This window comes from Vibrio sp. ER1A (assembly GCF_000733315.1).
GTDB lineage: Bacteria > Pseudomonadota > Gammaproteobacteria > Enterobacterales > Vibrionaceae > Vibrio > Vibrio mediterranei.
This window is the reverse complement of the sequence record NZ_JPJA01000092.1, coordinates 580538-593399: the sequence shown is the minus strand read 5'-3', so window position 1 is coordinate 593399 and position 12862 is coordinate 580538. Positions and strand designations below refer to the sequence as shown.

The 12862-nt window shown below is 45.3% G+C and carries 10 protein-coding genes; 6 read left to right on the top strand and 4 right to left on the bottom strand.

The window, feature by feature from the left end:
* Positions 1 to 118 precede the first annotated feature (118 nt).
* Together sppA and ansA are read left to right on the top strand one after the other, a co-directional pair.
* The gene (sppA, locus tag HW45_RS21055; protein ID WP_038229470.1) at positions 119 to 1972 is read left to right on the top strand and encodes a signal peptide peptidase SppA; all 1854 of its coding nucleotides are present in this window, start codon (positions 119 to 121) and stop codon (positions 1970 to 1972) included.
* A gap of 113 nt (positions 1973 to 2085) precedes the next feature.
* Positions 2086 to 3099, top strand: coding sequence for an asparaginase (gene ansA / locus HW45_RS21050; RefSeq protein WP_038229467.1), 1014 nt, complete (start codon positions 2086 to 2088; stop codon positions 3097 to 3099).
* Between the two features lie 52 nt (positions 3100 to 3151).
* Here the strand turns inward: ansA and HW45_RS21045 are convergent, their stop codons facing one another.
* A complete protein-coding gene (locus HW45_RS21045; RefSeq protein WP_006070049.1) occupies positions 3152 to 3601 on the bottom strand; it encodes a low molecular weight protein-tyrosine-phosphatase in 450 nt (149 codons plus the stop codon).
* A 96-nt stretch (positions 3602 to 3697) separates the two neighbouring features.
* Between HW45_RS21045 and cobO the strand changes: the two genes are divergently transcribed.
* The 3 genes from cobO to HW45_RS21030 all read left to right on the top strand — a co-directional run bounded on the left by cobO (position 3698) and on the right by HW45_RS21030 (position 6345).
* Positions 3698 to 4306 carry a cob(I)yrinic acid a,c-diamide adenosyltransferase gene (gene cobO, locus HW45_RS21040; RefSeq protein ID WP_038229460.1) on the top strand — a complete coding sequence of 203 codons (609 nt, stop codon included), beginning with the start codon at positions 3698 to 3700 and terminating at the stop codon, positions 4304 to 4306.
* Positions 4307 to 4628: 322 nt separating this feature from the next.
* Positions 4629 to 5837, top strand: a complete 1209-nt coding sequence (locus HW45_RS21035; RefSeq protein ID WP_038229686.1) for a NupC/NupG family nucleoside CNT transporter — start codon at positions 4629 to 4631, stop codon at positions 5835 to 5837.
* A 217-nt stretch (positions 5838 to 6054) separates the two neighbouring features.
* A complete protein-coding gene (locus tag HW45_RS21030; protein WP_038229457.1) occupies positions 6055 to 6345 on the top strand; it encodes a hypothetical protein in 291 nt (96 codons plus the stop codon).
* Positions 6346 to 6431: 86 nt separating this feature from the next.
* Here HW45_RS21030 and HW45_RS21025 read toward each other — a convergent pair whose 3' ends face one another.
* The 3 genes from HW45_RS21025 to apbC all read right to left on the bottom strand — a co-directional run bounded on the left by HW45_RS21025 (position 6432) and on the right by apbC (position 10619).
* On the bottom strand, positions 6432 to 8540 hold the full coding sequence (locus HW45_RS21025) for an AsmA family protein (RefSeq protein ID WP_038229455.1): 2109 nt from the start codon (positions 8538 to 8540) through the stop codon (positions 6432 to 6434).
* A gap of 157 nt (positions 8541 to 8697) precedes the next feature.
* Positions 8698 to 9339 carry a uridine kinase gene (gene udk, locus HW45_RS21020; RefSeq protein WP_038229453.1) on the bottom strand — a complete coding sequence of 214 codons (642 nt, stop codon included), beginning with the start codon at positions 9337 to 9339 and terminating at the stop codon, positions 8698 to 8700.
* A 203-nt stretch (positions 9340 to 9542) separates the two neighbouring features.
* Positions 9543 to 10619 carry an iron-sulfur cluster carrier protein ApbC gene (gene apbC, locus HW45_RS21015; protein WP_006070043.1) on the bottom strand — a complete coding sequence of 359 codons (1077 nt, stop codon included), beginning with the start codon at positions 10617 to 10619 and terminating at the stop codon, positions 9543 to 9545.
* Between the two features lie 167 nt (positions 10620 to 10786).
* On the opposite strand from apbC, the gene metG reads away from it, so the two are divergent.
* The gene (gene metG / locus HW45_RS21010) at positions 10787 to 12853 is read left to right on the top strand and encodes a methionine--tRNA ligase (protein ID WP_038229451.1); all 2067 of its coding nucleotides are present in this window, start codon (positions 10787 to 10789) and stop codon (positions 12851 to 12853) included.
* Positions 12854 to 12862 lie beyond the last annotated feature (9 nt).

The following is a 12862-nucleotide window of genomic DNA, read 5'->3' as shown; positions in this document are numbered from 1 at the left end:
AGTGGCAACAAGCACGTACAATTACATTATTCATACAGCGAATCTGCCACGCCAACGCTACACTAGTAATTGATGTTTAGGGACAACAACACTCACCAATTGGTGATGTGGAGAGATGATGAAAAAAGTATTTCGATTTATCGGTTTGATCTTCAAAGGGTTCTGGAAAGTCATTAACTTTACCAGACTTGCCATTATTAACCTGCTCTTCTTTGCTGTGATTGCAATGATCTATTTTGCTTTCACTCAAGTCGAACCTGCGCCAGCTACCGTCAAAAAAGAGTCAGCGTTAGTCCTGAACATTTCTGGGCCTATCGTCGAGCAAAGCAGTTATGTGAATCCTATGGATTCTGTCACTGGATCACTGTTCGGGCGCGACCTTCCAAAAGAAAACGTTCTGTTTGATATAGTAGATTCAATCCGCCACGCATCGACTGATGATTCTGTAAAAGGATTAGTGCTATCGTTGAGAGACATGCCGGAAACTAGCTTAACCAAACTTCGCTACATTGCCAAAGCGTTGAATGAGTTTAAGGCGACAGGCAAGCCTATCTATGCCTACGGTGCTTTCTACAATCAAAGTCAATACTATCTAGCCAGCTATGCCGACAAAGTCTACCTTGCTCCTGATGGTGCGGTACTTATCAAAGGCTACAGCGCGTACTCAATGTACTACAAGACGTTACTCGAAAAACTCGATGTGACAACTCACGTATTCAGAGTCGGGACTTACAAATCCGCGGTCGAGCCATTCCTTCGTGATGACATGTCTGATGCAGCGAAAGAATCTGCCACTCGCTGGGTTTCACAGCTATGGGGCGCTTACGTAGATGATGTTGCCTCTAACCGTCAAATCGAAACCAGCGTACTAACGCCAACCATGGATGAGTTTCTTAAAGAACTAGAAGCTGCTGACGGCGATTTAGCCGGGTTATCTAAGCAACTAGGATTGGTCGACGAACTTGTTACTAAACAGCAAGTCAATCAGGCTATGGTCGAGGCATTTGGTAGCGACGGCGATGGTGGCTTTAACGCTGTGGGTTATTACGAGTACTTGGCATCCATGCCATACGACCTACCTGAGCAGCCAGACAACCAAGTTGCCGTCATCGTAGCGAGCGGCACCATCATGGACGGTGAGCAACCACGTGGTACTGTCGGCGGTGATACAACAGCAGCCCTTCTCAAACAGGCTCGTGAAGACGACTCTGTTAAGTCAGTGGTATTGCGTGTTGATAGCCCAGGTGGAAGTGCGTTTGCTTCAGAAGTGATTCGCAACGAGGTTCAAGCGCTACGCGATGCTGGTAAGCCTGTCGTAGTGTCCATGTCGAGTGTTGCTGCCTCCGGTGGTTATTGGATTTCTATGAACGCTAATAAGATCATGGCACAGCCAACAACCATCACTGGTTCAATCGGTATCTTTAGTGTGGTAACAACCTTCGAGAAAGGGTTAAACAATATTGGGATTAACACCGATGGCGTTGGTACATCACCCTTCTCAGGCGTTGGTGTAACCACAGGCATCAGTGAAGGCGCGTCAAAAGCATTCCAAATGGGCATCGAAAATGGCTATAAGCGCTTCATTACGTTAGTCGCGAATAACCGCAACATGTCTGTCACGGATGTCGACTCTGTCGCGCAAGGTCGAGTATGGACCGGTAAAGACGCATTAGATCGCGGCTTAGTTGACCAGATTGGCGATTTTGATGATGCTGTCGCTCTCGCTGCTGAACTCGGCGGTATGGAGAAGTACGATATCTATTGGGTCGAAGAACCGCTAAGCCCAGCGCAACAGTTCGTCCAAGATATTATGCAGCAGGTAAAAGTGAGTCTTGGACTCGACATATCAGCTTGGGTCCCACAAAGCTTACTGCCTGTCGCAACTCAGTTGCAACAACAAGCCAGTTTGCTGGAAAGCTTTAACGACCCAAAAGGCCAGTACGTACTGTGCTTGACCTGTAATATCCAGTAGGCATGCAGAGCTAACAAATTCATTTATCTAGAGCCACCAATCGGTGGCTCTTTTATTTGTTTTGGTTATAATCGCCTGCATCTGTTCCCCTTGATAATAAAGCGATCCCTGGCATGACAAGAAAACACATCTATATTGCGTACACTGGCGGCACCATCGGCATGCAAAAGTCCGATCACGGCTATATTCCCGTCGCCGGTTTTATGGAAAAGCAACTGGCTAGTATGCCGGAATTCCATCGCCCTGAAATGCCAGAGTTTACTATTCACGAATACGAGCCGTTGATTGACTCTTCAGACATGACACCTGCAGATTGGCAACAGATTGCTGACGATATTCGTGATAACTACGACAACTATGATGGCTTCGTTATTCTGCATGGCACCGATACGATGGCGTATACCGCATCGGCACTATCGTTTATGCTAGAAAATCTAGGTAAGCCAGTCATTGTCACCGGATCACAGATTCCTTTAGCGGAACTACGTTCTGATGGACAAGCTAACCTTTTGAATGCACTGCACATTGCGGCTAACTATCCGATTAACGAAGTCACACTGTTCTTCAATAATCAACTGATGCGTGGTAACCGCAGTACCAAATCTCACGCCGATGGTTTCAACGCGTTTACGTCTCCAAACATGTCGCCGATTTTAGAAGCGGGTATCAATATTCAGTTAGGTAGTGGTGTAGAACTGAACAAAATGCCTGAGGGCAAGTTTAAAGTACACGACATTACACCACAGCCTATTGGGGTCATTACTATGTACCCAGGTATCTCACATGAAGTGATTCGTAACACGCTACTTCAACCTGTTAACGCTATGATATTGCTCACTTTCGGTGTTGGTAATGCGCCACAAAACCCTGAGCTTCTCGCGCACCTAAAAGAAGCTTCTGAACGTGGCGTGATTGTGGTTAACCTTACCCAATGTCTAGCAGGTAAAGTCAATATGGGCGGTTATGCCACTGGCTGTGCCCTAGCCGATGCCGGTGTTATCAGTGGTTTTGACATGACCCCAGAAGCGGCTCTAGCCAAGCTACACTATCTACTTAGCCAAAACTTGGGCTACGAAGAAGTCAAAGCCCAAATGTTAGAAGTGCTACGTGGTGAAATGAGTAAATAAATCCTTAATATTGATCATTCTAAAAACGCAGCTATGCTGCGTTTTTTTGCCATTAGACTTTAGCTAACACTGCATCGGCCGCTTCTTCAATGAGATCCAACACCAACTCAAAGCCCTGCTCCCCTCCATAGTAAGGGTCTGGGATCTCACTATAGGATGAAGAGCCATGGCTAAGAAACAACGAAAGTTTGTACTTGAGATGTTGAGGACAACGTTGTTTAAGGTCGGCCAAGTTATCCTTATCTGCGGCTAGAATCATGTCAAAGATCTCAAAGTCTTCATCTGTCACTTGTCGCGCTTTTATTCCCGAAAACGAGTAACCACGAGCTTCGCCAGCGGCTTGCGCTCGCTTATCAGGGGCGTCACCGTGATGGTAGCCAATCGTCCCTGCTGAATCGATAAGGACCTCAACCCCTTGATTCGCTGCTCTAGAGCGTAATACCGCTTCGCCCGTTGGCGAGCGACAAATATTGCCCATGCATACCACCAATATCTTTTTCATCCTATTACCCCTGAACTTTGTCTTGTTTTTTTCTGTTTCTATTTCATTATCATATACCGAACACAGAGGACTAGCAGCTAAACATAAGGAATCACCATGTCACTCTCCGAAGAGCAAAAACAGGATCGTCATAAAGCACGACAACAGAAAGTAAAAGAAAACGTAGATAAAAAGATCGCCAACGCTCAAGAAGAAAAAGGTTTGTTGTTAGTCATCACCGGAAACGGTAAGGGCAAGTCAACATCTGGCTTTGGTACCATTGCTCGAGCCGTTGGTCATGGAAAGCAGTGCGCGGTTGCTCAGTTTATCAAAGGAACATGGGATAACGGCGAACGTAACCTACTCGAGAAGTTAGGTGTTGAGTTTCAAGTGATGGCAACAGGCTTTACTTGGGAGACCCAAAACAAAACCGCTGACACGGAAGCAGCTCAGTTAGTTTGGCAAGAATGTAAACGCATGCTTAAAGACGAATCACTTGATGTGGTTCTATTTGACGAACTGACCTACATGGTGAGCTACGGCTATATCGATTTGGAAGAAGTGGTAGAAGCGTTAACCAACAGACCAAAAATGCAGTCTGTCATTATCACCGGTCGCGGTGCTCACCGAACGCTCATAGACATTGCAGATACCGTTTCAGAGGTTAAAAATGTCAAACACGCCTTCGAATCAGGCGTAAAAGCGCTAAAAGGTGTCGATTGGTGATGTTCTAGCCAATCGAACCAAAAGAGTAAAAAATGAGATGTAAGTCTCATTTTTTACTGTATACTGCCCTCCCGTTTGTTAGGGCACTTCGCATTGTTGCGTAATCTTCTAGCTATACACCAATACAAGCCGTCACCAAGGAACTGTGAACGACCCAAGGATTTGGACCAGCTGCAATCTCCACGCTTGTAAAGGGTATAAAAATGGGCAAATTTATCTTCAGTTACCACAATCAGTGGTTTCCTCAGCTTTCCGCTGTTTCCTCTTGGTCATCGTATTCCATGCTTAACTGTCTAAGCTACGGTGAGGTGACCCAATGTTAATGACTATCCTGTTTGGTTTTGTAGGCATTATCTCGCTGTTAACTATCGGTTTTATTTTCTCCGAAAACCGTAAAGCAATTAACTGGAATACCGTATTACGCGCACTCCTCCTTCAAACATTGTTTGCTGCTTTTGTTCTTTACATTCCTTTTGGTCAACATGTTCTTGGCGCAATGAGTTCTGGTGTTGCCAAAGTACTGAGCTTCTCCGACGTTGGTATTCAATTTCTATTTGGTGATTTAGCTTCTGAAGGCTTTATTTTTGCCATCCGTGTTCTTCCTATCATCATCGTTATTAGCGCTCTTATTTCGGCACTTTACTACCTTGGCATCATGCAAGCGGTTATCCGCGTACTCGGTGGTTTAATTCAGAAGTTCTTAGGAACAAGCAAAGCGGAATCGTTGGTGGCAACCGGCAACATTTTCCTGTCACAAGGTGAGTCCCCACTGCTTATTCGTCCTTTCCTTGCAACTATGACACGCTCGGAACTGTTCGCAGTCATGGCGGGCGGAATGGCGTCTGTGGCCGGGAGTGTTCTTGGTGGCTATGCCGGGTTAGGCGTAGAGCTAAAGTACTTAATCGCCGCAAGTTTTATGGCTGCGCCAGGATCCTTAATGATGGCTAAGCTTATCGTGCCTGAGCAACAAACTCCGGTAGCTCATGACTCTGTCGACTTAGATACTGGCGATCAAAGTAATGTGATCGATGCCTTAGCAGCGGGGGCCATGAACGGAGTAAAAGTTGCGGTCGCAGTGGGTACGATGCTTATCGCTTTTGTTAGTGTTATTGCGATGGCTAACGCCGCTATTGAATCCATAGCGGAGCTGTTTGGTGCGCAAGGAATCACATTACAACTGCTATTCGGTTACCTCTTTGCTCCAGTAGCTTGGCTTATTGGTGTCGATCAAAGTGAGATGCTGATGGCAGGGTCATTTATCGGCCAAAAGGTAGTCATGAACGAATTTGTTGCTTTCATCGACTTCATTCAGCATCAAGCTAGCTTATCGGAGCACAGCCAAGTTATCGTTATATTCGCTCTTTGCGGTTTCGCCAACATTGGCTCTATTGCCATTCAGCTAGGGTCTATTGGTGTAATGTCACCGGAGCGCCGCTCTGACGTGGCAAGCCTGGGCCTTAAAGCCGTGCTAGCCGGTACGTTAGCCAACCTGATGAGTGCTTGTTTAGCGGGCATTTTCATTGCGCTTTAACGCCAAGTAAAACTGCCTTTAGGGTAGCAGTTTAAAGTGTTAGCTTGTTAGCGCTTTGAATCTGTTACCCTCGCTTTAACTCTTACTGACTCCTCTCCTAGCAACAACACCCTGTCACCCCATTTAGGTACAACCAGGCAACCAACTTGGCGTGAAACTGTCGTTATAATTGTTTAAATTAACACAAACACAACATTATAATAACAAGGAGAGTTTCATGGAAAGTGGTCGTTTGATCCTATGGATTGGTAGTAGCGAACACCGATTTATACTTGGCCAAAGTTCAACTCAACCCATCAAACAGCTGAAGCAAGACTGGCAAAATATCGAAAATAGCCAAGAGAAGAGTAGCTATTCGATTACTCTGCAACATGACGGCTTGCCTGCCCATGCTACTCACAACCTATACAAAAACATCACCATGGCCACTGCCGCAGCACTCATAGAGTCATGGCAGCTTCTAGCAGTTGAAGAGCCTGAAGAACAAGATCTCGACTACCATTGGTAGCAAAATCTCTAACGTAATTTGTTCGCCAATACGAAAAATGCCAGCGTCATATACGCTGGCATTGACTTTACTTGTAGCTGGCTAGCTTAGTTAAACAGCCCTTTTAGTAGCCCATCGACGGCTTTCTTGGTCTTTTCATCTTTAATACCAAGACGCTCAGTCGCGCGTTCTACTTCTTTTTGAGCTTTCTGTTTCAACACATCGTCAAACACAAGAGCAAACTTAGGCTCAGTCCAAGCGCCGGTCACTTTGATTGGAATCGTAACATCACGCAGCTCAGTAATGCTTTGACCACCTTGCCCTTCTAGTGTCCCTACGATAGAAGTGCGCACCAAAAAGTCGACCGTCTCATTAATGTAATTCGCAGAGCCTTCACCTTGAATACGCAGTAGCGGCGATTCTGCTGACATATCTTTGGTAGATACGACACCTTTGGCTAGCTTGAGTGTGGCTTTCATCGCACTAAAGTCAGTTTTCTTAGGCCCTTTTTCGGCTTCAACAGACTGACCCTTAAAGCGAGCGTAATTTTCTCTGATAATCTGCGCAACGTTGATACCATTGACGGCACCATCAGCAAAATTGATCTTCACCGTACCCGCTAGATTCTTCTTAATACCCGTTGGGGTTAAGCTCTTACCTGTAACATTCACATCGATATTACCGGTACCTTCGAGCATGTCGTTGTTGGCAACATCTTTTAGAAGCGGTTGTACTTTTACGCCTTTAATGCGCTTCACGGCACTATAAGATGCTGGTGATTTACGCGCATCCAGTTTTGCTTTTGCTGTAATTGAGCCGCTATACAGCTGAGAACTAAATGACGTGAGTTCTGCGACGCCACGATTAACATAAAAGTCGGCTTTTACTTTCTGCATGTGGGCATTAACCGCTTTAAACTTATCAATCGTTACACTGCCTTTTACATCCAAGCCTTTAAGTGCACTTAAGTCAGGTTCTACCTCTTTCACAGGCGCCGAGTTGTCTGAAGAAGCGCTTGGCTGGCCACCAGTCTTGGCTGTTTTGTTGCCGGTCTGAGTTTGGTTTAGTCCTAAAAACTCATCAAGGTCAATATTAGAGCTATGCAGTGAGAAGCGGACTTTCGGAATAGCAGCCAATTGAACCGTCGCCTTCCCATCTAGCTCCATTTTGTTGAGTGATAGTTTTTGAAGCACAAAGTTCAAGAAGTTCTTCTTAAGATCAAAGCTAAGATCTGATGACATTCCCACTTTCATTGGAGACTGAGGTAGTGGTTTACCCTCTAAGGTAGAGTCAAGTGTCAACGCGCTTAGTTTAAGCATGGTCATCGCTTTATCAATTTCAAATGATGTACCACCTTTGGCATCGAAACTAAGATCTGGCGTTTTACCTTTAACCGCAAACTCGATACTGTTTGGTTTATCAAATTCGAATGTCGCTACCGTAAGCTGAGCTTGCTCAACATTATTAACCGCGTCTTGGTATGTAGCATCGAACTTGATGTTTTTCAGTGCGTACTCAGCAAAGTCCTTGCTCAACTTAAAGTCCGCAGTACCTTTAGCAGTAAAACTTTGGTCGTTGTTTTGACCTTTCAAATCAAAGTCGGCTGTAGTCCATTGGTCCGCTGCGAACTGAGAAATATTTAAACCGACATCATAAAGCTTGGTAAATGACCCTGTTTCTTCGTTAGAAATCTCAAGTAACGCATTGGACACCGTCACACCAGAAAGTGAAATGCTCCAACCTTGTGCGGCAGACGCGGACGACGTAGCCTCAGGCTCGGTCGTTGCCTTATCGGCTGGGGTTGCAGATTCAGCCTCTTTGCTAGCCGCAGTCAACGCGTCCAAGTTAGACGTTCCGTCTTTTAATGTTTCTAAGTGAACTTGCGCACCATCAAGAGTCACAGAACCAATTTCTAGGGTTTTATCGAGCAGAGGCATCACCCCAACACTCACGCCCACTTGGCTGACACTGAATAGATTGGGATTCTTAAAGCCCTGAGGATTCTTAAGATTTGTTTGACCAAGTTCAAATCCAAGTGAAGGGAAGAACTGCCAACTGATATCACCGCTTATTTCAAGTTCTAGACCAGTTTGTGCCTGAACCTGCTCAGTTATCATAGGTTTGAACTGATTAGGGTTTACAAACATCACCAAGGCGGCGATAGCGACGACGATAAGCACAATCGGGATCGCCAAGATAAGGAGTAGTTTTTTCATTCGCATCTTCCTTGCAAAGCGGAAAACAAAAAGTGGCACATAAAGTGCCACTAATCTATTAAAAAATAAAGCAATTTAAACGTTATACGTGCACCCGTTCAGTATAGAACAGTTTGGTTACTTATAACGTAAGAATTCAATCCGAATATTGTAAGGATTACGCTTTTAACAGCTTTGCGATGTGTGCTTTGAGTACATCGATCGCAATACGGTTTTTACCGCCACGTGGAACGATAATATCAGCGTACTGTTTTGACGGCTCAATAAACTGCATAAACATAGGACGAACCGTTTTTTGGTACTGCTGAAGAACGGATTCCATGGTACGTCCGCGCTCTTCAACATCACGTTTAACGCGACGCAGTAGGCAGATATCAAGCGGAGTATCCATAAATACCGTCGCATGCATTAGCTTGCGAAGACGAGGATCAGTCAGAAGAAGAATACCTTCAAGGATGATGACTTTCTTTGGTGTCATCGACGTAGTGTTATCAGTGCGAGTGTGTTCGGAGTAGCTATATTCTGGCACTTCTACCGCTTCGCCTTGAATCAGCTTTTCAAGATGGTTGCAAAGCAAGTCATGATCCAGTGCACTTGGGTGGTCGTAGTTCGTTTTTACACGCTCTTCCATACTCAAATGACCTTGGTCATTGTAGTAACAATCTTCCGTGATCACTCCGATTTGATGGTCGCCTACCTTCTCGCGAAGTTCGTTATAGATTGTGCTCGCAATGAGGCTTTTTCCGGAAGCAGAAGCGCCAGCGATACCTACGATGACACATTGATTATTATCAGACATTCTTTGCACCTAGTACATATATGGTGGTGAGGACAAAACCGGGTAATTATATGGACATCAACCCTTAGATACTAGTCGAGATCTCACTTATTTGATGCCCAATTTTGCCCTCGCTCAAGAAATAGGAAATTGCAATCGATTACTTCATTTTACAAAGTAGAAGGCAATAAGAAACCGAGCTCACAACTAGCTCGGTTTCTCCGTTATTCCACCATTTTAAACAAGATGGATTCCGGTTTCGCTTTTCCATTCCAATACAGGTCTGCACATACTCTTTCAGCCAATTGTGTGTAGATCTGAGCATGCTCTCCCTCTGGATTGGACACCACAGTTGGCGCACCATTATCAATGGATTCTCGAATATCAATATGAAGCGGAACTTGGCCCAGCAGGTTAAGACCGAATTTCGAAGCCATCCATTCAGCACCACCTGCGCCAAAAATATGTTCTTTCGAGCCACATTGGCTACAAATGTGATAACTCATATTTTCGACGATACCCACCACAGGAACAGACACTTTTTCAAACATAGCGGCACCTTTGATAGCATCTGCTAGCGCTAAGTCTTGTGGGGTGGTGACAATCAATGCGCCAGTCACCGGGATCTGTTGAGACAGGGTAAGTTGGATATCACCAGTACCTGGCGGCATATCAATCACCAGATAATCAAGTTCTGGCCATTCGGTTTCATTAAGCAGCTGAGCTAACGCTTTGGATGCCATCGGACCGCGCCAAATCGCCGCATCATCAGAGCTAATAAGGTAACCGATAGATTGAGTATAAATGCCGTGCGCCGCAATTGGTTGCATCCACTTTCCGTCGCGGACTTCGGGATGCGCATTGATTTGCCCAAACATCATCGGAATAGATGGTCCATAGACGTCGGCATCAAGAATACCTACCTTCGCCCCAAGCTTACTGATGGCAAGCGCTAGGTTGACCGCTGTTGTCGATTTCCCGACCCCTCCTTTTGCGGACGTGACCGCTATAACGTTCTTCACGCCTTTGATTTCTGACGCCACCGTAGTTTCTAGTGCTTTCACTTGGCTTGATACAGAAAACTCAAATGCTGCCACTTGGTTTGATTGTTGCTGCGTTTTAATCCAAGTCGTCAGCTCTGAAATCAGTGATTGATTAGCGAAAGGCAACGTAATCTGAAATTCACCAGATGCCGATACAGACACTACATCCGGTGACTCGCTCCAACCCAGTTTTAGGTTTTCCCCGTGAAACTCCCCGAGCCACTGGCAAAAATCTTGTTTTGATTCGAACGTGCGCATCTTGCTTTCCTTATTATTTTTTAGTCCTGTTAAGATTAGCATTACGTCGCCAGAACCAGAACCCCAAAAAAGTTATGGGGATTGACTCTGGATACCTTGGAGTCATGGCAGTCATCATGTAGTATTAGCGAATATTTTACTCTGAATAAAGAAAGCGAAACTAAAGTATGGCAACCGATCCAAGAAACCTTAACTCAAGGAAACTGTTGGTCACTTGCGCGCTACCGTACGCTAACGGTTCTATTCACTTAGGACATATGCTTGAGCATATCCAAGCGGATATCTGGGTGCGCTACCAACGTCTACGTGGCAACGTAGTAAACTTCATTTGTGCTGATGACGCTCACGGCACACCAATCATGCTGAAAGCTCAGCAGATGGGGATCTCGCCAGAAGAAATGATCGCTGCAGTTAGCGAAGAGCACCAAAAAGATTTCGCTGGCTTCGATATCAGTTTTGATAACTACCACAGCACGCACTCAGAAGAGAACCGCGAGCTTGCATCTCACATCTATCTGGAATTGAAAAAGAACGGCTTTATTTCTAGCCGCACTATTTCTCAGTTGTTTGACCCAGAGAAAGAGATGTTCCTCCCAGACCGTTTTGTTAAAGGTACTTGCCCTAAGTGTAAGTCTGAAGACCAATACGGTGATAACTGCGACAACTGTGGTGAAACATATAGCCCAACAGAACTTATCAACCCTAAGTCTGCGGTATCCGGTGCAACACCAATCATGAAGGATTCTGAGCACTTCTTCTTCGACTTGCCTCAATTTGAAAGCATGTTGAAAGAGTGGACTCGATCTGGCTCACTTCAGACTGAAACTGCAAACAAGATGCAAGAGTGGTTTGAATCTGGTCTACAACAGTGGGACATCTCTCGCGATGCACCGTATTTCGGTTTCGAAATCCCTGGCGAAAAAAACAAGTTCTTCTACGTGTGGCTAGATGCACCTATCGGTTATATGGGTTCATTCAAAAACCTATGTGACAAGCGCGACGACTTAGACTTTGAAGAGTACTGGAACAAAGACAGTAGCACTGAGCTTTACCACTTCATTGGTAAAGACATTGTTTACTTCCACAGCTTGTTCTGGCCTGCAATGCTTGAAGGTTCTGGTTTCCGCAAACCAAACAACGTATTCGTTCACGGCTACGTAACGGTTAACGGCGCGAAAATGTCTAAGTCTAAAGGTACATTTGTGAAAGCAAGCACTTACCTTGACCACCTAGACCCAGAATGTCTACGTTACTACTACGCTGCAAAACTGAACAGCCGTATCGACGATCTTGACCTTAACCTTGAAGACTTTACGCAACGTGTAAATGCCGATGTGGTGAATAAGATTGTTAACTTGGCTTCACGTAATGCAGGTTTCATTACTAAGCGTTTCGAAGGCAAACTTTCTGAAAACTTCGCTGAGCCTGAGCTATACAATGAATTTATAGCCGCTGCTGATCGCATTGCTGAGTTGTATGAAGCTCGCGAATTTGGTCGTGCAATTCGTGAAATCACCGCACTTGCTGACAAAGCAAACCAATATGTTGATGAAAAAGCACCATGGGTTGTCGCGAAAGAAGAAGGCAAAGACCAAGAGCTACAAGATATCTGCTCTGTTGGTATAAACTTGTTCCGTGTGCTGATGACTTATCTCAAGCCTGTAATGCCTGCTCTTGCTGCTCGCACTGAAGCTTTCCTAAACGAAGAGCTATCATGGGATGGCATTGCGCAGCCACTCACTGCTCATGAGATCACTAAGTTCAAGGCTCTGTTCAACCGTATTGATCCTAAGAAAGTAGAAGCAATGATCGAAGCGTCTAAAGAAGACGCAGCGGCAGAGCAAGCTGCGAAGGAAAAAGCGGAAGCGGCTAAGACTGAAACTGAACTAAGCAAAGACCCAATTGCAGAAGAGATCGAGTTTGATGCTTTTGCTAAAGTTGACATGCGCATTGCTCGTATCATCTCCTGCGAAGAAGTGCCAAAAGCAAACAAGCTATTGAAATTCCAGCTTGATATTGGTGGTGAAACACGTCAAGTATTCTCAGGAATTAAGTCCGCGTACAAGCCAGAAGAGCTTGAGGGTAAGCTAACCGTGATGGTTGCAAACCTAAAACCTCGTAAGATGAAGTTTGGCATGTCTGAAGGCATGATCTTGGCTGCAGGACCAGGTGGCAGCGATCTTTGGATACTTGAACCGCATGAAGGCGCTCAACCAGGTATGCGAGTGATGTAACCGACTCTT

Bases quoted from the DNA above. Each gene is read 5' to 3' on its own strand.
- ansA (WP_038229467.1), top strand. From the start codon at position 2,086: ATGACAAGAAAACACATCTATATTGCGTACACTGGCGGCACCATCGGC.
- udk (WP_038229453.1), bottom strand. From the start codon at position 9,339: ATGTCTGATAATAATCAATGTGTCATCGTAGGTATCGCTGGCGCTTCT.
- cobO (WP_038229460.1), top strand. From the start codon at position 3,698: ATGTCACTCTCCGAAGAGCAAAAACAGGATCGTCATAAAGCACGACAA.
- HW45_RS21030 (WP_038229457.1), top strand. From the start codon at position 6,055: ATGGAAAGTGGTCGTTTGATCCTATGGATTGGTAGTAGCGAACACCGA.
- apbC (WP_006070043.1), bottom strand. From the start codon at position 10,619: ATGCGCACGTTCGAATCAAAACAAGATTTTTGCCAGTGGCTCGGGGAG.
- HW45_RS21025 (WP_038229455.1), bottom strand. From the start codon at position 8,540: ATGAAAAAACTACTCCTTATCTTGGCGATCCCGATTGTGCTTATCGTC.
- metG (WP_038229451.1), top strand. From the start codon at position 10,787: ATGGCAACCGATCCAAGAAACCTTAACTCAAGGAAACTGTTGGTCACT.
- HW45_RS21035 (WP_038229686.1), top strand. From the start codon at position 4,629: ATGACTATCCTGTTTGGTTTTGTAGGCATTATCTCGCTGTTAACTATC.
- sppA (WP_038229470.1), top strand. From the start codon at position 119: ATGAAAAAAGTATTTCGATTTATCGGTTTGATCTTCAAAGGGTTCTGG.
- HW45_RS21045 (WP_006070049.1), bottom strand. From the start codon at position 3,601: ATGAAAAAGATATTGGTGGTATGCATGGGCAATATTTGTCGCTCGCCA.